This is a genomic window from Achromobacter maghribensis, from assembly GCF_057334215.1.
Window position 1 is genome coordinate 480,887 of sequence record NZ_JBHFII010000047.1, and the last position, 21,554, is coordinate 502,440.

The window sequence follows — 21,554 nt, forward strand, 5'->3', positions numbered from 1 at the left end:
GCCCCCAAAACACAAAACCCGCCGTTCCCGGCGGGTTTTGTCTTGTAGGGCAACGCAATCAGGAAGACTGGCTGCGGCGCTCTTGCGTCAGGCGGCGCGCCTTGTTCCAGCGCCAGCCCCACATGACCCAGCCCGACAGGCCATACAGCACGAACAGGCCGAATAGCACCACCGGGGGATCGCTGGACACGAACACGAACACGGCCACCACCAGCAAGATGCCCCAGAACGGCACGCTGCGGCCCAGGGCGAAGCTCTTGCCGCTGAAAAACGGCGCGTTGGACACCATCGTGATGCCGGCGTACATGGTCAGCGTGAACGCCACCCAGGCCATCAGGCTGTCATGGATGGGCAGCTTGTTATCCACGGCCAGCCAGACGAAACCCGCCACCAGCGCGGCCGCGGCCGGGCTGGGCAAGCCCTGGAAATAGCGTTTGTCGACGACGGCGATGTTGGTATTGAAGCGCGCCAGGCGCAGCGCGGCCCCGGCCACGTAGACGAAGGCGGCAAGCCAGCCCCAACGGCCCAGGTCGTTCAGGATCCACTCGTACATGACCAGCGCGGGCGCCACGCCGAACGACGTCATGTCCGACAGCGAGTCGTATTGTTCGCCGAAGGCCGACTGCGTATTGGTCAGCCGGGCGACGCGGCCATCCATGCCGTCCAGCACCATGGCCACGAAAATGGCGATGGCGGCGACTTCGAAGCGATCGTTCATGGCCTGCACCACGGCATAGAACCCCGCGAACAACGCCGCGGTGGTGAATGCGTTAGGCAGCAGGTAGATGCTTCGGTGGCGGTTCTCGGAATCGCGCATGGAAAAATTTGGCATGGTCTCAATAACTTACAACGGACGGTGAAAGGTTAACCCATCTGGCCCCGCTTGCGGGCTACAGCAAGCCGCATGCCTGAGCAATAAGCCAAGAAAAAGCGGCATGCCTTCGCAGGCATGCCGCTTTGAACGCTTACGCGCGGGGAAACCCGCGCCTGGGCATCGATCAGTTCTTGGACTTGTCCACCAGCTTGTTGGCGGCGATCCAGGGCATCATGGCGCGCAGCTTGCCGCCCACTTGCTCGATCTGCGATTCCGCATTGATGCGGCGGCGCGAGGTCAGGGTCGGAGCGCCGGCGGTGTTTTCCAGGATGAACTTCTTGGCGTATTCGCCGGTCTGGATGTCCGTCAGGCACTGGCGCATGGCCTTGCGGGTTTCGTCGGTAACGATCTTCGGGCCCGTTTCGTACTCGCCGAATTCGGCGTTGTTCGAAATCGAGTAGTTCATGTTGGCGATGCCGCCTTCATAGATCAGGTCGACGATCAGCTTCAGTTCGTGCAGGCATTCGAAGTACGCCATTTCGGGCGCGTAGCCGGCTTCCACCAGCGTGTCGAAACCGGCCTTGATCAGTTCGACGGTACCGCCGCACAGCACGGCTTGTTCGCCGAACAGGTCGGTTTCGGTTTCTTCGCGGAAGTTGGTTTCGATGATGCCGGCACGGCCGCCGCCGTTGGCGCTGGCGTACGACAGGGCCACGTCACGCGCGGCGCCCGACTTGTCCTGGTACACGGCCACCAGGTGGGGCACGCCGCCACCTTGCTTGTACGTGTTGCGCACCGTGTGGCCGGGGGCCTTCGGGGCGATCATGATGACGTCGATGTCTTCGCGCGGCACGACCTGGCCGTAGTGGACGTTGAAGCCGTGGGCGAAAGCCAGGGCGGCGCCGGCCTTGATGTTGCCGTGCACTTCCTTGTTGTAGACCGAGGCGATGTTCTCGTCGGGCAGCAACATCATGACGATGTCGGCGGCCTTCACGGCATCAGCCACTTCCTTGACTTCCAGGCCGGCGTTGGCGGCCTTGTTCCACGAAGCGCCGTCCTTGCGCAGGCCGACGATGACCTTCACGCCCGACTCATGCAGGTTCTGCGCGTGCGCATGGCCTTGCGAACCGTAGCCGATGATGGCAACGGTCTTGCCTTTGATGAGGGACAGATCGCAGTCTTTGTCGTAGAAAACTTTCATGGTTGTGCTCCAGATTCCAGTATTTTGGATATTCGATTAATTCAGATGTAGGGTGTGGCGTGGCCTGGAAGGCCGGTCAAATCTTCAAAATCCGTTCACCGCGTCCGATGCCGGACACGCCGGTGCGTACGGTTTCAAGGATGGCACTGCGGTCCAGGGCTTCCAGGAAGGCCTGTACTTTTTCCTGCACCCCGGTCAATTCGATGGTGTAGGACTTGTCGGTCACGTCAATGATGCGGCCGCGGAAGATGTCCGCCATGCGCTTCATCTCTTCGCGTTCCTTGCCGACGGCGCGCACCTTCACGAGCATCAGCTCGCGCTCGATGTGGGCGCCTTCGGTCAAGTCCACCACTTTAACGACATCCACCAGGCGGTTCAGGTGCTTGGTGATCTGTTCGATGACCTCGTCGGAACCGGTGGTCACGATGGTCATGCGCGACAGCGTGGCGTCCTCGGTGGGTGCCACGGTCAGGGTCTCGATGTTGTAGCCCCGCGCGGAAAACAGCCCCACCACGCGCGACAGCGCACCGGGTTCGTTTTCGAGGAGGACGGAAATCACGTGCTTCATGGTGGCCTCCTTACAGGTCTTCAGAGCCAAGCAGCATTTCGGTCAGCCCACGGCCGGCCTTGACCATCGGCCACACGTTTTCGGTGCGGTCGGTGATGAAGTCCAAGAAGACCAGGCGTTCCTTGTGCTTGCCAAAGGCTTCGCGCAGCGCGGGTTCGACATCCGCCGGACGCTCGATACGCAGACCCACGTGGCCATAGGCCTCGGCCACCTTGACGAAGTCGGGCAGCGAATCCATGTAGGACTCGGAATAGCGCGAGCCGTAATCGATCTGCTGCCATTGCCGCACCATGCCCAGGAAGCGGTTGTTCAGGCAGACGATCTTGGGCGTCAGGCGATATTGATGGCAGGTCGACAGTTCCTGGATGTTCATCTGGATCGACGCTTCGCCGGTGATGACGGCGACGTCGTGCCCAGGGTTGGCCATCTGCACGCCCATCGCGTACGGCAGCCCCACACCCATGGTGCCCAGGCCGCCGGAGTTGATCCAGCGGCGCGGCTTGTCGAACTTGTAATACTGGGCCGCCCACATCTGGTGCTGGCCCACGTCGGACGTGACGAAGGCGTCGCCGCCCGTCACTTCCCAGAGCTTTTCCACCACGTATTGCGGCTTGATGACTTCGTCCGAGTTGGCGAACTTCAGGCATTCCTTGCCGCGCCAGGTCTCGACCTGGTCCCACCACTTGGCGATGGGAGCCGGCTTGTGCTCGGCGGAGGCGATCTCGTATTGGGCGCTGAGGTCGGCCAGCACGTCCTTGACGTTACCGACGATCGGGACGTCCACGCGCACGCGCTTGGAGATCGACGACGGATCGATATCGATATGGATGATCTTGCGGGCGTTCTGCGCGAAGTGCTTGGGATTGCCGATCACACGGTCATCGAAACGGGCCCCGATGGCCAGCAGCACGTCGCAGTGCTGCATCGCCATATTGGCTTCGTACGTGCCGTGCATGCCGGGCATGCCCACGAACTGGCCGCTGCTGGCCGGGTAACCGCCCAGACCCATCAGGGTGCTGGTGCACGGCGCGCCCAGCTGCGACACAAGCTTGTTGAGCTCGGGCGCGGCGTTCGACAGGATGACCCCGCCGCCCGTGTAGATCATCGGCCGCTCGGCGGCCAGCAGCATCTGCACGGCTTTCTTGATTTGCCCCTGGTGACCCTTGTTGACGGGCGCGTAGGAACGCATCGAGATCTCGCCCTTGGGCGGCGTGTACTTGCACTGCGCGACGGTGATGTCCTTGGGGATATCGACCAGCACCGGGCCGGGACGGCCCGTGCGCGCGATGTAGAACGCGCGGCGCATGGTTTCGGCCAGGTCCTTGACGTCGCGCACCAGGAAGTTGTGCTTGACGCAGGGACGCGTGATGCCGACGGTGTCGCATTCCTGGAACGCATCTTCGCCGATGGCCGCAGTGGGCACTTGCCCGCTGATGATGACCATGGGGATGGAATCCATATAGGCGGTGGCAATGCCGGTGACGGCATTGGTCACGCCCGGGCCGCTGGTCACCAGGCACACGCCAACCTTTTGCGACGAGCGCGAATAGGCATCGGCGGCGTGCACGGCAGCTTGCTCGTGACGAACCAGGATATGCTGAAATTTGTCTTGCTTGAAGATCGCGTCGTAGATGTAAAGCACTGCGCCGCCGGGATAGCCGAAAACGTGTTCCACGCCCTCATCGGCCAGGCAGCGCACGACGATATCGGCGCCATTCATTTCCATGTTGTATTTCCTTTCAGTACCGGCCCTGCAACCCTGACTGCTGCTCGCCCGGATACGGCGGCAACGGAACCCATACCGGCTACGACAACATGATCCGGCGCTTAGCGGCTCACGGAGCCACGCCACCCGGACACCCTGCCGACCCGGCACACGCTCGACAGAACGCAGTGCAAACGCCCCTTGGGGACGCTGGAGGTCGAAATGGAAGCTTCGGCAACACACGCTTGTGGCGCGGCCAACAGCAAGTATCACTGCGGCAGGATGGCTGGGAGGTGACCCTGACCATCCGCCTCAACGCGCCGGTATCGGATAGGCAGACCGGCGCAAGAGATGGAATTTACCGCGTTGCGTCAAAGGTAGCAAATCGATGTTTCGGGACCGTTGCACGCGCGATGCAGGGAAAGTCCGGTGCCCATCCGGCCCCAAAAAATCCACGGGCGTCTCTATACTTGTTCCGTTGCCTAGAACCCAGCCGCCGCCCCATGGATTTGCGCATTGCCAGCATTCGCCGCTTCCTCTACAGCCACTACTTCTTCGGAGGCGTGCGCCAGGGGGTCGGCATGCTGTTGCCTGTTTTGGTGCTGGGCGGCATCTTCGGCAACTACACCACGGGGCTGGTGGCGACCTTCGGCGCGCAATGCCTGGCGATCATCGATCAACCCGGCGGGCCACAACGCCACCGCACCAACGAGATGCTGGGCGGCGCCGCGCTGGGCACGCTGACCGTCATCATCACGGGATTGGCATCGACGCACCCGGTGATGATCTGGCTGGTCGTCATCGCGCAATGCTTCGTCTATTCGATGTTCACCGTATTCGGCAAGCGCGGCGGGCTGATCGGCTTTGCCGGCCTGCTGCTGATGACCTTGACCATGCATTCGCCGCTGGAGCCGCACGAGGTGCTGGCGCACGCGGTCGCCACGCTGGGAGGCGCCCTGTTCTATGTGGTGTTCAGCCTGGGCTTCTCGCGCCTTTTCTGGCTGCGCGAGGAACAGCAGGCGATGTCGGTGGCGCTGTTCGCCACGGGCGATTACGTCGCCGCCCGCGCCGCCTTCTACGACGAGACGGCCGACCTGGACGAGGCCTATCGCACGCTGATCCAGCGCCAATCCGTCATGACGGAAAAGCACCAGGCCGCCCGCGACATGGTGCTGCGCGCCCTGCCGCGCGGCAAGGGCGCGGGCGACCGCCAGCGCGTGATGATCTGGAACATGTTCGTCGACATGCTTCAGTTGCTGGACACGCTGGTCGCCACGCACACCGACTACGCCGCGCTGCGCCGCACGCTGGCCGGCAACGATTGCCTGATGTTCATGCGCGACGCGCTGGTGAAGATGTCGCTGGAGTTGAATCGCATTGCGCTAGACGTGTCGCGCGGCCGCCAGGTGCAGTACCGCAGCAGCGCTAAGGCGGAACTGCGCGCCATCGAATATGAAATCGAACAGCTTAAGCAGCAGGGCCTGGGCGAACGCGAACCCGAAATGCTGGCGCTGATCATCCAGGTGCTGCGCCGCCTGCGCAATTCGGCCCGGATCGTCGACCGGCTGGCGGACCACACGGCGGCTTCGCCGGATGCCAAGCCGACCGACGTGCTGCGCATCAACAAATCGTTGACCCGATTCATCTCGCGCCAGGAATTCCGCTTTGGACTGCTGACCAGCAACCTGCGCCTGGATTCGCCGCATTTCCGCTATGCGCTTCGGGTGACGGCGGCCGCCGCCATTGCGATGACGCTGGCCAGCCGCTGGCTGTCGCCCGCCTTCTCGGCGCACAACTACTGGATCATGCTGACCATCGTCATCATCATGAAGCCCGGTTTCGCGCTGACGCGGCAGCGCAACGGCTGGCGGCTGATGGGCACCCTGATCGGCTGCATCTGCGCACTGCTGCTGTTCAACGTGACCGACCAGCCGGAAGTCCTGTTCGCCGTGCTGCTGGGCGCCTGCATCATGGGCAACAGCCTGGTGCAGCTGAACTACATGGCCAGCGCCATTTTCAACACGCTCTTCGTGGTGCTGGTCTTCCACTTCGTATCGCCGGGCACGGTGTCGATGTCCGTGATTGGCGAACGCGCCATCGACACGCTGCTGGGCTGCACGCTGGCGCTGGTTTGCAGCTATATCCTGCCGTGGTGGGAAGCGCGCTACTTGAGGCCGCTGGCCGCCGCCGCCACGCGCGCCAACCGCGAGTACCTGGTGGCCGGGCTGCGCTATGCCGACGCCATGCAGGCGCACGGCGCCCCGGCAGGCGGGGCCGCCGCCGAAACGCCAGCGGTGATCGACGCCGACCTGGCCTGGCGCCTGGCGCGCAAGAACGTGCACATCGCGTTCAGCAATTTCGCCGAAGCCTTCTACCGGATGATGAGTGAACCGAAATCGCATCAGGTCAGCGTGCCCGAGCTAAACAACCTGCTGATCCAGAACCACGTGCTGGCCTCGCAGATTACCGCCGCGATCCCCATCCTGGCCGCGCTGCCAAAAACACCCGAGGCGGTGCAGTTGGCGATGAACGGCATGGTCGACCTGCTGGACGAACGCCGCCCCGAGATCGCCGCGCCCCTGCCGACGCAGTTCGACACGGAAGGCGAACAGGCCGCGCTGGCCTACCCCGTCAAGCAGATGCTGAAGGCGTCCCACATGATCCGGCAAGAGCTGCAGGCCCTGGCCGACCCGGCGCATACGCCACCGATGGCGGCCATGGCGTCTTGATCGAGACGGTGATCCCGCAATAAAAAAAACCGGCCTGGAAACAGGCCGGTTTTTGCTTCGCGCGGCGATCCGCCCCGGGGTCAGCCCAGCTTGCGCCGGAACACCAGTTTGTCTTCCGACGACGCCGACGCGTCATAGGCGTAGCCTTCCAGGTCGAAACCGTGCAGGCCTTCGGGCTTGGTGACCTTGTGCTGGATCGCGTAGCGCGCCATCAGGCCACGCGCACGCTTGGCGTGGAAGCTGATGATCTTCCAGGCGTCGTTCTTCCAGTCCTGGAACACGCACTGCACCACCCGGGCCTTCAGCGTTTTCAGGTCGACCGACTTGAAATACTCTTCAGACGCCAGGTTGACGATCACCGGCGATTTCTTGCCTTCCTGGCGCTCATTCAGGTAGCCGGCGATGGTCGACCCCCAGTACTCGTACAGGTTTTTGCCTTTGGGCGTTTGCAGCCGCGTGCCCATTTCCAGGCGGTACGGCTGCATCAGGTCCAGCGGACGCAACACGCCGTACAGGCCGCTCAGGATGGCCACGTGCTCTTGCGCCCAATCCAGCTGCTTGGCCGACAGGGTCGACGCGTCCAGCCCTTCGTACACGTCGCCGTTGAAGGCCAGCACGGCCTGACGCGAATTAGTCTGCGTGAAGGTGCGCTTCCAGTGCGCGTAACGCTGTGCGTTCAGCTCGGACAGGGCCGGGCTCAGGCTCATCAGTTCGGCAATATCGTCCGCGGACTTGGTCTTCAGCACCTTGATCAGGCCGGCGGCCTGGTCCACGAACAGCGGCTGGGTGTGCGTCTCGATATGCAGCGGCGAGTCGTAGTCCAGCTTCTTGGCGGGGGAAAGCAGAAACAGCATTCGGGGTTCCTTTATTAACGCGCCGTCCAGCCGCCATCGACGGAGACGGACGTTCCAGTGATTTGCGCCGCGGCGTCCGACGCCAGGAACACGGCGGTGCCGCCCAGTTGTTCGGGCGTCACGAATTGCAGCGAAGGCTGCTTTTCGCTGAGCAGTTCGCGGGCAGCGGTTTCCTGGTCGACGCCGTTCTTTTCAGCCAGCGCGGTGATCTGCTTTTCCACCAGCGGGGTGCGCACCCAACCCGGGCAAATGGAATTGGCGGTGATGCCCTGGCCGGCGGTTTCCAGCGCCGTGACCTTGGTGAAGCCGACCACGCCGTGCTTGGCGGCCACATAGGCCGACTTGTTGGCGGAGGCCACCAGCCCGTGCGCCGAGGCGATGTTGATGATGCGGCCAAAGCCCTGCTTCTTCATGTGCGGCAAGGCGGCCGCGGTGCCATGGAACACGGCCGACAGGTTCAACGCCAGAATGGCATCCCACTTTTCGGCGGGAAAATTCTCGATCAGCGCGGTGTGCTGGATGCCTGCGTTATTGACCAGGATGTCGATGCGGCCCAGCTGGCGCACCGTGTTTTCGACCAGTCCCCGCACCGCGTCGCCCTTGGACAGGTCGGCGCCGTCGTAGATGACCTTTACGCCATGCTTGTCGGCCAAGCCGGCGCGCACTTTTTCGATCTCGGCGGCGTCGCCGAAACCATTCAGGACGATATCGGCCCCTTGCTGGGCAAAGGCCGTGGCGATACCCAGACCGATGCCGCTGGTGGAACCGGTGACAAGGGCGACTTTTCCTTTGAGCATGACATTCTCCTGTGATCTGGCGTAGCGCGAGATGCGAAAACGGGGTTCAAGTGTAGCTGCCCGGCATGACGGCAATCATGCCATGCCCCCACACCTTGCGGGGTCAAGCAGCGGGGGGCGGGTTGCGGGGATCGGCGGGCGTTTGCCCGTCGATGGCGACGGGCTCGGCGGTGGGCAGGTCGGCCATGCCGCCCCGGCTTTCCGGCACGCGCTCCAGCAGCTTGATCAGCACCGGCACCACGCCCATCGACACCGCCACCACCACCGCCAGCACGTCGCGCTGCTCCAGGTTCATCAGATGGTTGTCCCAGGCCTCGTTGAAAATGGCGAAGCTGAATTCCCCGCCTTGCGCCAACACCATGGCGAACAGCAGGCGGTGATAGCGCGGCAGACCCAGAAACCGCGCAAAGCCGTACAAGACCAGCGCCTTGATCGCCAGCAGGGCCGCCACGCCGGCGATGATGAGCTTCCAGTGGACCGCCACCACCGCCAGATTGATGGACATCCCGATGGCCAGGAAGAACAGCCCCAGCAGCAGGCCCTTGAACGGGTCGATGGCCTTTTCCAGGTCATGCCGGTAACGCGATTCCGCCATCAGCACCCCCACCAGAAAACCGCCCAGGCCGGCGGACAGCCCCGCGTAGTCGAACAGCTGCGCCGCCCCCACCACCATCAGCAGCGCCGCCGCCGTGAACAGCTCGTTCAGTTCCGCTTTGGCGGCCCAGCCCAGCAGCCGCAGCCGATAGGCCACCGCCACCACCGCCACGGCGACCAGCGCTTCCTTGAACGACGGCGCCGACGTGCCGTCGGCTCCTAGCAAGCCGGCGGCCACCAGCATCGGAATCGCCGCCATGTCCTGGAACAGCAGGACGCCCAGCGCCGACCGGCCCAGCGGCGTGCGGGTCAGTGCGCGTTCGTCCAGCAGCCGCAACGCCACCGCCGTCGACGACAACGCCAGCGACAGCCCGCACAGCACCGCCGCCTGCCACTCCATGCCCGCCAGGTGCCGTAGCGCCGCGCCGAACACCAGCCCCAGCAGCAGGCCGCACGCCAGCATCTGGAAGGATCCCAGCACGAAGACCTCGTTGCGCATGGCCCAGAGCCGCTTGGGCGACAGCTCCAGCCCGATGATGAACAGCATCATCACCACGCCCCACTGGGACACGTTGATCATGGTGTCCACATTGGTCACCAGCTTCAGGCAGGAAGGCCCGATCAGCACGCCCGCGATCAGGTAGCCGGGGATGGCGCCCAGCCCAAGCCGCTGGGTGATCGGCACGCACAGGACGGCGGCAAGCAAGAGGATAAGGATCAGATCCATGTAGGGAAGAGGTTGCCTGGTGGGTGCGGGCCAAGGATCGAGATGCCCGTGTGGGGGGAATTCTGGGCAAAGATCGCCGGCGCCGGAAGCCCGGGGTAAGCCCCCGTAGAGATTTTTTTCCACCCCCTTTACACACAAGAAAAAAATCCTGTAGAATTGCGGGCTTCGCTGCTCCGACAACGAAGATCCTTCCGACCAGGGATCTTGGAGTGAGAAACCCGCCCTACTGCTTTAAGTCGTTTAGTTAAACGGCAAGAGCGAAGGCAGGAATTTCACCGTTACGGAATCCAGCCACGGAGAGGTGGCAGAGTGGTCGAATGTACCTGACTCGAAATCAGGCGTACGGTATCCCCGTACCGTGGGTTCGAATCCCACCCTCTCCGCCAGTATTCAAGAACGAAGCCCCTGAGAAATCAGGGGCTTTTTTCTTTTCGGCACATTAAGCCCGGGTAGGGGTCGCGGGCAGTGATCAGTATGCCGCGATCTGCTTCACGGGCGCGGCCAATCGCGCGTCTTGCGTGCGTGCCCCGACCGCATGCCCCGCCCCCGGCAGCTTGAACGCGCTGACCGCCCGCATCAGGTCGGCAGCCTGATCCTGCATGGAACCCGCGGCGGCCGCGGCCTCTTCCACCAGCGCGGCGTTCTGCTGCGTGACTTCGTCCATTTGGGACACGGCCCGATTGACCTGTTCGATGCCGTCGGCCTGCTCGGCGGACGCCGCCGCGATTTCGCCCATGATGTCCGTCACACGCTGCACCGAGCTGACGATTTCCTGCATCGTCGACCCCGCGCGTTCGGCGCTGACCGAGCCCTGGCTGATCTTCTGCACGGTGTCTTCGATCAGCGTCTTGATTTCCTTGGCGGCCTGCGCGCTGCGCTGCGCCAGCGTGCGGACCTCGGCGGCCACCACCGCGAAGCCCTTGCCCTGCTCGCCCGCCCGCGCCGCCTCGACCGCGGCGTTCAGCGCCAGGATGTTGGTCTGGAACGCGATGCCGTCGATAACCGACACGATGTCGGCGATCTTGACCGAGCTGGACGAGATCGCGCTCATCGTGCTGACGACTTCGGACACGGTGGCGCCGCCGCGGGACGCGGTGTCGGACGCCGTGGCGGCCAGCTGGTTCGCCTGGCGCGCGCTGTCGGCGTTCTGCTTCACCGTGGACGACAACTGCTCCATGGATGCGGCGGTCTCTTCCAGCGATGCGGCCTGCTGCTCGGTGCGGGACGACAGGTCGGTGTTGCCCGCCGCGATCTCGCTTGACGCGGACGCCATGCTGTCCACGCCGGTCCGGATGCGGGCGATGGTGCCTGCCAGGTTGGCGTTCATGGATTCCAGCGCCTGCATCAGTTGCCCGATTTCGTCGCGCGACGTCACGGTGACCGTGCTGGTCAAGTCATTGGCGGCGACCGTGCGCGCCACGCGCACCGCTGCGGACAAGGGGCGGGTGATGCCACGGGTCAGCAAAACGGCCAGCAGCAACCCGCTGACGACGGCAAGGGAACCGATCGCGATCATCCAGAAATTCGCGGTGGCGTAGGCGCCCTGGATCTCCGCCGCGCGCGCGTCGATGTCGGCGCGCTGCAGCGTCGACAGCTTGGTGATCTGGTCGATGAACTGGCGCGTGGCCGGCAGGAACTCCTGGGTGAATACCTTGTCGGCCGAGGCCAGGTCGCCCTCCTGCTTGGCTTTGAAGATTGCGTCGCGCGTGCGCAGGTAGTCCGCCCGGGATTTGCGGATACCGTCCCATAACTGCTTTTCTTCGCTGGTTTCGATCAACGGCTCGATCTGCTGCTGCAGCGCCGAAGAATTACGGGAAGACGCGGCGGCTTCGTCGGTGAAAAAGCCGGCCAGGCTGGCGTCAGCGCTTTTGGCGATGGCGGTGGTCCGGGTGACCCCGGTCTGGATGTTGCGGGCCCAATCGCTGATCAGGCGCTCTTTGATCAGCGAGCGCTGGGTGACGGTCTCGACCGATTCGTTGATGTTGCCCAAGCTGACCAACCCCACGATGCACATGACGATGATCATGGCCAGCAACACGGAAAAGCCGCCCGCGAGACGGGTTCCAAGCTTCATATTTTTCATACTGCCTCCAGCATCCAGCCAGGCGCCTGGATGCGGGGTTCGGCAGTTGCCGGGCGCCGGCCATAGGCCGCCTCCCCTGCAAGCCAGACGCCCGCAAGCCCCTGGATGATCCGCCCCCAAAATATTGGTGTTCGATGTGTCGAGAAAATGCCGCCGGAGAAGTCGAAATCGAGGATTCTCGCAACGGTCCAGCACATGCTAGCAGCCGGAATTTGGCGGGCATCGAGCGAACTGGAGACCTTTTTGACAGAAGCTCCCGCGTTTGCGTAACCGTCGCAAAGCAGCCATGGACGAACCGCCCCGGGGCGGCCGCCGCAGGCAAAAAAAGCGGCCTGACCGGCCGCCCTGGCGCGTCAATCGGTGACGGTTGGCCGCGCCAGCTGGAACAGATCCGTGCTGCGGGCATACCACCCGCTGCCGTGCATGCGCGCCACCAGGCCCATCTCGGCGGTTTTCACGTAACCGCGCTCGGCATCCTGCACAAAGGCGTCATCCACATGCGCGCCCAGCACCCGGCCGATGACCACGACCTGATGCGGCCCGGTCACGATCGTTGCCTGGCTGACGCATTCCAGCGACACCGGGCTGCCCTGGATCAGGGGCGGCCGCACATGCGCGGCCGGCAGCGCCGTCAGCCCGGCCTTGGCCAACTCGTCCACGCCGGGCGGATAGTCCGCGCAGGTCTGGTTCATCTGCTGCATCATCGACTCCGGCACCAGGTTCACCACGAACTCGCCGTTTTCGATGATGTTGGCGCTGGTGTCCTTGAGCTCGCCATTGGCGCGGCGCATCAGGCCGATGGCAACCGTGGGCGGTTCATGCCCCATGACGTTGAAGAAGCTGAACGGCGCCGCGTTCACGCAACCCTCGGCCGATATCGTGGTGACCCACGCGATCGGGCGGGGCGTGACGGTCGAGGTCAGAAGCTTATAGACCGTCTGCGAGGGCAAGGCGCTGAAATCGAAATGCATGACTCAGAGCTCCTGCTGGCCGATCGCGCCCTGGGCGGATACCGCCCGTTTTTCGCGGGTGTCGACGTGCAGCTGGAACACGTCCGGCCGCGCGTAATGGCCGGACACGTCGAAGTCGTACTTGCCGCGCAGGATCTGATTGGGGTTGATGTCGGCGTACAGGATCGTTTCGGCGGAAAAGTCCGGGCCGGCCAGCACTTCGCCCAAGGGGTCGATGATGGCGCTGCCGCCGCGCATCAGCACGGTATCCGGGCTGTCGCCCAGGGCGCATTCGAAGTCTTCCGGATAGGCGTCGCGGCGCAGGTGCTGGCAGGCGGTCAGCACATAACAGCGGCCTTCCAGGGCGATGTGGCGCATGCTGGGGATCCAGCTGTCGCGGTCATCCGCCGTAGGGGCGCAGTACAGCGCCACGCCCTGGCTGTACATGTACATGCGCAGCATGGGCATGTAGTTTTCCCAGCAGATAACGGCGCCGATCTTGCCGTAGGGCGTGTCGAAGACGGGCATCGTCGACCCATCGCCAAAGCCCCAGATCAGCCGTTCGCCCGCGGTCGGCATCAGTTTGCGGTGCTTGCCGGCAAGCCCTTCCTGCCCGTTGAAATACAGCACGGTGCAATACAGCGTGCCGCCGTCGGCCTCGATGCAGCCCATCACGACGAAGGTACCGGTGTCGGCGGCGGCCTGGGCCACGACCGCCACTTCTTCGCCGTCCAGGCGGATGGCTTGCTGGTGATAGCTGGCAAAGGCGTCGCGGCCTTCGGCCTTGCGCATGCCGATGGGCGCGCCGAAGGAATTGCCCTTGGGGTAGCCGCCCAGGAAGGCTTCGGGAAACACCAGCACCCGGGCGCCCTGCTCCGCCGCCTGGCGGATCAGGGAGGCCGCCTTATGGGCGCAAGCCAGGCTGTCGGTCGGGATGGACGCCGCCTGGATGACGGCGGCCTTGAAGCTCGATTGCACGGACATGTTTCTCCTCGCTCTTTTAATGGTTGGGATCTTCGTCGATGGCCTGGGCGCGGGTGTTCGGCAGGAACAGGCTGCCGATGACGCCCACCACGACCATCACGGCCACCGGATACATCAGGCCACCGAAGATATTGCCGCTGGCCTGCGCCAGATAGGTTGCGGTGAACGGCACGATCCCGCCGAAGATACCGGCGCCGATGTGGTACGGGAAGGATAGCGCGGTATAGCGGATGCGGGCCGGGAACAGTTCGACCAGATAGGACGCGACCGGTCCGTAGACCATCGCGACGACGGCCGTCATCAACACCAGGATCAGGATGATCGTGGCGCGGTCGACCTGTGCGGGGTCGGCACGGTCCGGGTAACCGGCGGCCGTCAGCGCGCGGGCGTAGCCGGCGCGGTCGAAGCCGTTGACGGTGACGCCGCCGACGCTCATGGCGATGTCCTGGCCGGGCAGCGGGGCCGCGTATTCGAAGTTGATGCCCTTGCCGACCAGAAATTTCTTGGCCTGCACGCATACTTTCTTATGATCGGCATGGCTGCCGATCATGGCGGCCTGCAAGCCGAAGTCGCAGGCGCCGCCGCTCGTGTCGGCGTGCACGCGCACCGGCGTGCTTTGCATGGCCTGGGCCAGCGCTGGGTTGCCGGCCTTCAGCAGCACGTCGAACATGGAGTGATAGCCGATGGCGGCGATGAACAGGCCCGCCATCATGATCCACTTGCGGCCGATGCGATCTGACAGCCAGCCGAACAGCACGAAGGTCGGGGCGCCGATGATGAAGCCGATCAGGATCAGCGTATAGACGCTGGTCTGGTCGATCTGCACCGCCTGCTGCAGGAAGATCATCACGTAGAACTGCCCCGTGAAGTAGGTCGCGCCCTGGCCGGCGGTCACGCCGATCAGGGCCAGCAGCACCAGCCGCAGGCTGGACCATTGGCCGAACGTTTCCTTGATCGGGTTCTTCGACAGGCGGTTCTGCTGCTTCATGCGCGTGAAGACGGGCGATTCATGCAGCTTGGCGCGCACATAGATCGAAATGGCCAGCATCACGATCGACAGGATGAACGGCAGGCGCCAGCCCCATTGCCGGAAATCCTCGGCGCTCATGGCCGCCTGCGTGCACAGGATGACGATCAGCGACAGGATCAGGCCGGCTGACGAGGTGATCTGGATCCAGCCGGTCAAGAGGCCGCGGCGCTTGGGCTCGCAGTGCTCGGCCACGTAGATCACGGCGCCGCCGTATTCGCCGCCCACCGCCAGCCCCTGGATAACGCGCAGCGTCAGCAACAGAATCCACGACAGGTGGCCCGCCGATTCATAGGTGGGCAGGCAACCGATCAACACCGTGGCGCCCCCCATCATCACGACCGTGATCAGGAAGGTGTACTTGCGGCCCCACTTGTCGCCCAGGTAGCCGAACATCACCGCGCCCAGCGGACGGATGATGAAGCCCACGGCCAGCGCGCCCAATGCGGCAAGCAGCGCCACCGTGGGGTTGTCCTGCGGAAACAGCACCTGGCTCATGAAGACGGCCAAGGTCCCGTATATGAAAAAGTCATACCACTCGAACAGCGTGCCCAGCGTCGAGGCCACCACCACCTGGCGTTCCTCTTTCCTGCTGAGCGTCGGCCCGGCGTCTATCCGCTGCATTGCGACGTTAGCTTCCATGCTTGCATTCCCCAGTCGTTTTTAATTGATACTGCTGTACGCATTAACTATTATCAAACTTGAATCGAGGCGCGACATAGCTGGGGGAAACCCGGAAAACCTGTCCCCGCCACCGGACGGAACAGGTCCGGGCCGCTGCTACACTGCCGCCAAAGACACCGTGGAGACAGTGATGGCAAGGCCCGCCGGCAAGGTTGAAAAGAACGCGGAACAGGCGCCGACCGCCGCGCGCCGCGGCATCCAGTCGATCGAAGTGGGGTTCCGGATCCTGGACGTGATCCGCAAGACGGGCCGCCCGCTGCCCTTGAAGGAAATCGCCGACGCCTGTGAACTGACCGTGCCGAACGTGCACTATTACCTGGTCAGTTTCCAGAAAGTGGGCGTGGTGCAGCAGCATGCGGACACCGGGCACTATGGCCTGGGACCCTATGCCTTGCGGCTGGGCCTGGCAGCCCTGGAGCAATTCGACGTGTTCACCACGGCGCGACCCATCATGGCCGAGGTGGCCGCCGTCACGGGACACACCGTGTTCCTGGGGGTGTGGGGCAACAAGGGGCCCACGATCGTCTACCGGGTGGAAGGCAGCCGCAGCCGGCCGTTGCTGGAACTACGCGTGGGCAGCGTGATGCCCTTGCTGTCGTCCGCCCTGGGCCGCAACTTCCTGGCCCATCTGCCGGATGCCCTGACCCGCGACCTGCTAGAGCAGGAGCTGGCCTCGGCGGTGCCGGAAAGCCATGGCGGCGCGCCCGGCAATTCCTATACGGCCAAAGATGTGCAGGCCATCCGCGACGTGGTCCGGAAGCACCACATCAGCCGCTGTCGTCACGCGCTGTTGCCGCACTTCACCTCCCTGTCGGCGCCCATCTTCGACATGCTGGGCGAAATGACCGCCGCCATCACCCTGATGGGGCCGGTGGGCGCGATCGATGATGAACTGGAATCCGGCACTGCGCGCCTGCTGCGCGAGAAAGCCCGTTCGATCTCGGCAATGGCGGGCTGGGTGGACCCGGACGCGCGCTAAGCCGCGTCGCGGGCCGTTCGCCGCGTCAGCTTTCGACGACGATCTTCGCGTCTTTGATCGTCTTCGCGTATTTCTGCTGTTCCTGGGTCATGAAGTCGGCAAAGCGCTGCACGTTGCCGCCGCCGTCTTCCGCGCCCACCTGCGCCAGCTTTTCCTGCACGTCCGGCATGGCCAGCACGCGGTCGATGTCGCGGTTCATGCGCTGGACCATGGCGCCGGGCATCTTGCCTGGCCCCACCATGCCGAACCAGATGCTGGCTTCGAACCCCGGATAGCCCTGCTCGGCCACCGTCGGCACGTCCGGCTGGCTCTTGGAACGCTGCTGCAAGGTCTGCGCCAGCGCAATCACCTTGCCCGACTGCAGCAACGGCGTCGCCGTCGTCATGCCTTCAAAGCAATACTGCACGTGGCCGCCCATCAGATCGTTCATTAGCGGAGCCGATCCCTTGTACGGAACGTGCAGCACGTCGATGCCGGCGCGCGCCTTGAATATTTCCAGCGCCAGGTGCTGGGCCGATCCCGCGCCGGCCGAGCCGAACACGATCTTGCCCGGCTGCGCGCGGCACAGCTTGACCAGGTCGGGCAATGTCCTGGCCGGCTGCGACGCGCCGCCGATCAGGATGGTGGGCGTCTTGCCCACCAGCGCGATGGGCGAAAAATCGCGGTCCACGGAATAGGCCAGTTTCGGCTGCAGCCCCGGCGCGATGCCGTGGCTATTCACGTGGGCCATCAAGAGGGTGTTGCCATCATTGGGTTGCCGCGCCACCTGCTCGGCGGCGATGATGCCGGCCGCGCCCGCGCGGTTTTCCACGATGACGGGGATGTTCCACAACACGCCCAGCTTCTGCCCCAGCAAGCGGGCCAGCACATCGGTGCCCCCGCCCGCCGGAAAGCCGACCACGATCTTCACGGGGCCGGACGGCAAGTCCGGCTGTTGCGCCCGGGCCGCGGCGGGCAGGACGAGGCCCACCCCCAGCGCCGCGGCGCCGGTCATGAATTGCCTGCGTTGCATTCTTGTCTCCTCGCGCCGGTCCCGTAGGCCGGCGGCTGGTTTTAGCAAAGCACTGCCTGCTTGCGGTGCGGCCTTAACGGCCGACCCGGACCCACTTCCCGAACCGTTCTACCATGCGCTCGTCGAACCCGAAGCCCAGGCCGGGCTCCTGGTGCAACACCACGCGCCCTTGCTTGTGCGTCAACTGACGATCAACCAGTTTGCGGAAGTTCAGCACCTGGTCGTCCCAGAAGAATTCGACGTAGCGCGCGTTCGGCGTGGCCGCGACAAGCGGCGCATGCACGTCGTGGAACCAGTGCGGGCAGACGACCACGCCATAGCTGGCCGCGGTAGCCGCGATGCGCTTCCATTCGGTGATGCCGCCGCATACGGCGGCGTCCGTCTGCAGGATGCCGGCCGCTCCCTTGTCCAGCAGTTCCTTGTGATACCAGCGGCCATAGCCAATTTCGGCGGTCGCGATCGGCAGGTGCGTCAGACGCGCCAGCTTGGCATGGCTGTCGATGTCGTCCGGGCTGAAGGGCTCTTCGATGAAATAGGGCTCGTACTGTTCGAAGCGGCGGATGTACTGCATGGCCTGGGTCACGTCCTGCCAGGCGTTGTTGCAGTCCATCATCAATTCGACGTCCGGGCCTACGGCCTCGCGCGCAGCCTTCAGCCGCGCTTCTTCCTCGCGCGGCGACAGGCGGCCAGTCTTCATCTTGACGGCACGAAAGCCCTTATCCACATAGCTGGCCATTTCTTCGCCCAGATGCTGCGGCGTCTTTCCGTCCAGGTAGTAGCCGCCGCTGGCGTAGGCGGGCACCGTTTCGAGCTCCATCGCGCCCAGAAACTTGTGCAGCGGCAGACCGGCGGTCTTGGCGTTCAAGTCCCACAACGCGATGTCCAGCGCGCTCAATGCGCGCATCACGGTGCCCTGGCGGCCTTGCAGCAGCGCCTCCTGGTACATGGACTGCCACAGGCCTTCAACGGCATGCGAATCCTTGCCCAGCAGCACGGGCCCCAGCAGGCTTTGCACCGCTGCCTCGAAGATAGCGCCGCCGGCGCTGCCCACGTAGCAAAAGCCGATGCCTTCCACGCCATCCGTGGAACGCACCTTGACCAGGCCATAGTGCCGCGTCGAGACGGTGCGGTTCGAGAACGAGGTGACTTTGTCCAACGGCACCGCGGCGGCGCATACGTCGATGGATTCAATGATGGGCACGGCAGGCTCCTTGAGAAAGGGAAATTCCGATAGGCGGCGCCAACGCGGTCTTGCGCAGGCTGAATGCTCTGGACGTATTCTTCCCTTCGCCAAAGAAAACAACAATTATCGTCACGCATCTTTAGAATACGGATATTCCATCTTCCCAAAAGGCTTGCCGCCGTGGATTCGCGCTTCCTGCAAACCTATGTGCACGTGGTGGAACTGGGCTCCATCGCCCAGGCCGCGCGGCACCAGGGCCTGACGCCCGCCACGGTGCAGCAGCGGCTGCGGGCGCTGGAAGCCGACGTGGGCAGCGCGCTGATCGCCCGCTCCGGGCGCACCGTCAAACCCACACCGGCCGGTCTTCGCATCCTGGAGCGTGCGCGCCAGATCCTGCGCGACGTGCGCGACCTGCGCTCGGCCGCCAGCGACACCGAGCTGCCCGCCGGCCCTTTGCGGCTGGGCGCCACGCCCACCGCGCTGACCGGCATCATGCCGCCCATACTGCGGACCTGGGTCGCTCGCCATCCGCATATCGAGATCTATATCGAGCCTGCTCCCACTACCCTGCTGTACGGCAAGGTGCTGTCGGGCGAACTGGACGGCGCGCTGCTGGTGCACCCGCTGTTTCCGCTGCCCAAGACCTGCGCGTGGCGCGATCTCCGGCACGAACCCCTGGTGCTGGTCACCCCTGCCGACATGAAGGTGCGCGATCCGCTGGCGGTGATCGCGCGCGAACCCTACATCTGCTATGACCGCAGCGTGGTCGGCGGCAAGATGGCGGACGACTATCTGCGGGCGCGCAACCTGCGGCCGCACGTGCGCTTCGAACTTGATGGAATCGATTCCATCGCCAAGCTGGTTTCGGAGGGATTGGGGGTGGCGTTGCTGCCCGACTGGGCCGCCTCCGACACGCCGCCAGCGCGGGTCAAACGCTGGCCGTTGCCCGCGCCGTGCCCGGTGCGCACCGTGGGCGCGATCTGGCTGCGCGCGGGCGTGCGGTCGGAATTGATGCGGGCGTTCGTGGAACTGACCGAGTCGCAACTCGGCCTGTCCCCGCCCTAGCGCCCTGGCACCTCAGCGCTCAGGCGATGGCATCCAGGCCGTTGCGCGCGACGATGGCGCCACCCGCCACGACCAGGCGGCGGGGCTTGCGGGTCACCACGGCTTCGGCCACGCAACTGGCGTCCACCAGGACCAGGTCGGCGCGCGCGCCAGGGGTCAAGCCGTAATCGGCGAACCCACAGGCACGGGCAGCCGCCCCGGAGACACAGTCGAACGCCCATTCGACCTCGTCGTCGCGCCGCAGGTCGTTGCGCAGACCGATCATCATGGCGCGCGCCAGCATGTCGGGGCTGCCATAGGGCGTCCAGGTATCGCGGATGCCGTCATTCCCGCCGAAGATCGTCACGCCAGCCTCGCGGCAGGCGCGCACGGCCGGCACGGGCCGCGATGGCGGCGCGGTGGTCAGTACGGCCGTGTCCAACGCGGCCAGGCGCCGCAGCAAGCCGTCCAACCGCTTGGCGTCGATCCCGCCCAGACAGAAAGCATGGCTGATGACCACCTTGCCTTGCATGCCCAGTGCGGCCACGCGGTCCAGAATCAGGTCCAAGGTGAACGCGCCCAACTCGCCGGGTTCGTGCAGATGGATATCCACCGGCTTGCCATGTTTGTCCGCCAGGCCGAACAACACGTCCAGGGATTTTGCGGGATCGCGGTCGATGGCCGAGGGGTCCAGCCCGCCCAGCACGTCGGCGCCCTGCGCCAACGCCTGATCCAGCAATTCGGCGGTGCCTGGCCGTATCAACAAGCCCGACTGCGGAAACGCCACGGTCTGGATGTCGACGCGGCCGGCCAGTTCCTCGCGGATGGCATGCACGCCGTCCAGATGGCGCAAGCCGGCGTCGGTGTCCACATCGACGTGGCTGCGGATGCGGGTGGTGCCTTCACGCAGGAACGCCAACGCCAGCGCGCGCGCGTGGCTGCCCGCGTCGTGGCCGGTGCTGGCCCGCCAGGCGCGCTCGTTGTCGATGCGGTCCGTCAGCGCGGACCCGACCTCGTTCACGTACCAGGGCGATTCCCAGTTCGTCTTGTCCAGGTGGGTGTGCCCTTCGATCAAGCCGGGCAGCAGCAAGGCGCCACCGCCGTCTTCCACCAGAGTATCGGCCGCGGCAGCACCGGCTGCCGCGGCATCGGCTGCCGCAGCATCGACGCCGGGGCCAATCCGGACGATGCGGCCCGCCCGCACCAGCACGTCCACCGCATCGTCGCGCGAGACGCGGACATTCTTCAATAACAGGTCGGTCATGGCATGTTCCGCACAAGCGCAAGCAGCCGGCCCGAACGGCCGGCTACGGCACCCCCTTGGGCATCAGGCTTGCGGGGGTTCGATCCAGAAGAAGCGTTCGCCCTGGCGAACCATATCGGCCACGCCTTCGGCGCCAATACGGTAGTCGGTGCCCATGAGGGAAGCGCCGCCGTCTTCGTGGATGTGGATGACGGCCAGCGGATCATTCGCCATGGTGTACCAGTAGTAGCCAGGCTTGAGGTCATGCAGGTCTGTATTCATGCCTTGAGTATACAAATAACGACGCCGGTACAAAAAGACAACACTCATACAAACCGTGCCTGACATCGCGATGACGACAGGTCATACTTGCCCG

At 64.5% G+C, this 21,554-nt stretch carries 18 protein-coding genes and 1 tRNA gene; 4 read left to right on the forward strand and 15 right to left on the reverse strand.

All coding sequences use genetic code 11. The annotated features are described in order from the left end of the window. Nucleotides 1-58: 58 nt before the first annotated feature. From pssA to ACE039_RS22145, 4 genes are all read right to left on the reverse strand, one after another. A complete protein-coding gene (pssA, locus tag ACE039_RS22130) occupies nucleotides 59-832 on the reverse strand; it encodes a CDP-diacylglycerol--serine O-phosphatidyltransferase (RefSeq protein ID WP_105555264.1) in 774 nt (257 codons plus the stop codon). 166 nt (nucleotides 833-998) lie between these two features. Then, nucleotides 999-2,015: a ketol-acid reductoisomerase gene (gene ilvC / locus ACE039_RS22135; protein ID WP_046807014.1), complete on the reverse strand. Its 1,017-nt coding sequence runs from the start codon at nucleotides 2,013-2,015 to the stop codon at nucleotides 999-1,001. Between the two features lie 76 nt (nucleotides 2,016-2,091). Then, complete coding sequence (gene ilvN / locus ACE039_RS22140) at nucleotides 2,092-2,583, reverse strand: acetolactate synthase small subunit (protein WP_006217868.1); 492 nt, start codon at nucleotides 2,581-2,583, stop codon at nucleotides 2,092-2,094. Between the two features lie 10 nt (nucleotides 2,584-2,593). Then, on the reverse strand, nucleotides 2,594-4,363 hold the full coding sequence (locus ACE039_RS22145; protein ID WP_255410149.1) for an acetolactate synthase 3 catalytic subunit: 1,770 nt from the start codon (nucleotides 4,361-4,363) through the stop codon (nucleotides 2,594-2,596). 428 nt (nucleotides 4,364-4,791) lie between these two features. Here ACE039_RS22145 and ACE039_RS22150 point away from each other — a divergent pair, with 428 nt between their 5' ends. Then, nucleotides 4,792-7,017 carry an FUSC family protein gene (locus ACE039_RS22150; RefSeq protein WP_448711049.1) on the forward strand — a complete coding sequence of 742 codons (2,226 nt, stop codon included), beginning with the start codon at nucleotides 4,792-4,794 and terminating at the stop codon, nucleotides 7,015-7,017. A gap of 80 nt (nucleotides 7,018-7,097) precedes the next feature. Here the strand turns inward: ACE039_RS22150 and yaaA are convergent, their stop codons facing one another. The 3 genes from yaaA to ACE039_RS22165 form a co-directional block, all read right to left on the reverse strand. Further along, nucleotides 7,098-7,871, reverse strand: coding sequence for a peroxide stress protein YaaA (gene yaaA / locus ACE039_RS22155; protein WP_448711047.1), 774 nt, complete (start codon nucleotides 7,869-7,871; stop codon nucleotides 7,098-7,100). Between the two features lie 14 nt (nucleotides 7,872-7,885). Continuing rightward, nucleotides 7,886-8,668, reverse strand: a complete 783-nt coding sequence (locus ACE039_RS22160) for a 3-hydroxybutyrate dehydrogenase (RefSeq protein WP_485823335.1) — start codon at nucleotides 8,666-8,668, stop codon at nucleotides 7,886-7,888. A 103-nt stretch (nucleotides 8,669-8,771) separates the two neighbouring features. Further along, nucleotides 8,772-9,989, reverse strand: a complete 1,218-nt coding sequence (locus tag ACE039_RS22165; protein WP_485823336.1) for a cation:proton antiporter domain-containing protein — start codon at nucleotides 9,987-9,989, stop codon at nucleotides 8,772-8,774. A 295-nt stretch (nucleotides 9,990-10,284) separates the two neighbouring features. On the opposite strand from ACE039_RS22165, the gene ACE039_RS22170 reads away from it, so the two are divergent. Beyond that, nucleotides 10,285-10,375 (forward strand) — tRNA-Ser (locus tag ACE039_RS22170). Between the two features lie 83 nt (nucleotides 10,376-10,458). Here ACE039_RS22170 and ACE039_RS22175 read toward each other — a convergent pair. The 4 genes from ACE039_RS22175 to ACE039_RS22190 all read right to left on the reverse strand — a co-directional run bounded on the left by ACE039_RS22175 (nucleotide 10,459) and on the right by ACE039_RS22190 (nucleotide 15,675). Beyond that, complete coding sequence (locus tag ACE039_RS22175; RefSeq protein ID WP_485823337.1) at nucleotides 10,459-12,072, reverse strand: methyl-accepting chemotaxis protein; 1,614 nt, start codon at nucleotides 12,070-12,072, stop codon at nucleotides 10,459-10,461. A gap of 353 nt (nucleotides 12,073-12,425) precedes the next feature. Continuing rightward, the gene (locus ACE039_RS22180) at nucleotides 12,426-13,043 is read right to left on the reverse strand and encodes a flavin reductase family protein (RefSeq protein WP_448711041.1); all 618 of its coding nucleotides are present in this window, start codon (nucleotides 13,041-13,043) and stop codon (nucleotides 12,426-12,428) included. Between the two features lie 3 nt (nucleotides 13,044-13,046). Next, nucleotides 13,047-14,006 carry a carbon-nitrogen hydrolase family protein gene (locus ACE039_RS22185; RefSeq protein WP_105555272.1) on the reverse strand — a complete coding sequence of 320 codons (960 nt, stop codon included), beginning with the start codon at nucleotides 14,004-14,006 and terminating at the stop codon, nucleotides 13,047-13,049. A 16-nt stretch (nucleotides 14,007-14,022) separates the two neighbouring features. Continuing rightward, nucleotides 14,023-15,675: an MFS transporter gene (locus ACE039_RS22190; RefSeq protein WP_485823338.1), complete on the reverse strand. Its 1,653-nt coding sequence runs from the start codon at nucleotides 15,673-15,675 to the stop codon at nucleotides 14,023-14,025. A gap of 172 nt (nucleotides 15,676-15,847) precedes the next feature. Between ACE039_RS22190 and ACE039_RS22195 the strand changes: the two genes are divergently transcribed. Continuing rightward, the gene (locus tag ACE039_RS22195) at nucleotides 15,848-16,696 is read left to right on the forward strand and encodes an IclR family transcriptional regulator (RefSeq protein ID WP_485823339.1); all 849 of its coding nucleotides are present in this window, start codon (nucleotides 15,848-15,850) and stop codon (nucleotides 16,694-16,696) included. 25 nt (nucleotides 16,697-16,721) lie between these two features. On the opposite strand, the gene ACE039_RS22200 is transcribed toward ACE039_RS22195, so the two are convergent. Further along, entirely contained in the window at nucleotides 16,722-17,708 is a 987-nt protein-coding gene (locus ACE039_RS22200; RefSeq protein ID WP_485823340.1) for a Bug family tripartite tricarboxylate transporter substrate binding protein, read from the reverse strand. Nucleotides 17,709-17,781: 73 nt separating this feature from the next. Beyond that, nucleotides 17,782-18,909 (reverse strand): mandelate racemase/muconate lactonizing enzyme family protein, encoded by a 1,128-nt coding sequence (locus ACE039_RS22205; RefSeq protein WP_105555276.1) that lies wholly within the window; start codon nucleotides 18,907-18,909, stop codon nucleotides 17,782-17,784. 162 nt (nucleotides 18,910-19,071) lie between these two features. Between ACE039_RS22205 and ACE039_RS22210 the strand changes: the two genes are divergently transcribed. Then, on the forward strand, nucleotides 19,072-19,956 hold the full coding sequence (locus tag ACE039_RS22210) for a LysR family transcriptional regulator (RefSeq protein ID WP_313463016.1): 885 nt from the start codon (nucleotides 19,072-19,074) through the stop codon (nucleotides 19,954-19,956). Between the two features lie 19 nt (nucleotides 19,957-19,975). On the opposite strand, the gene ACE039_RS22215 is transcribed toward ACE039_RS22210, so the two are convergent. Both ACE039_RS22215 and ACE039_RS22220 read right to left on the reverse strand, forming a co-directional pair. Continuing rightward, the gene (locus ACE039_RS22215) at nucleotides 19,976-21,199 is read right to left on the reverse strand and encodes an amidohydrolase family protein (RefSeq protein WP_313463015.1); all 1,224 of its coding nucleotides are present in this window, start codon (nucleotides 21,197-21,199) and stop codon (nucleotides 19,976-19,978) included. A gap of 63 nt (nucleotides 21,200-21,262) precedes the next feature. After that, on the reverse strand, nucleotides 21,263-21,460 hold the full coding sequence (locus ACE039_RS22220) for a hypothetical protein (protein WP_199196731.1): 198 nt from the start codon (nucleotides 21,458-21,460) through the stop codon (nucleotides 21,263-21,265). Between the last annotated feature and the right edge of the window lie 94 nt (nucleotides 21,461-21,554).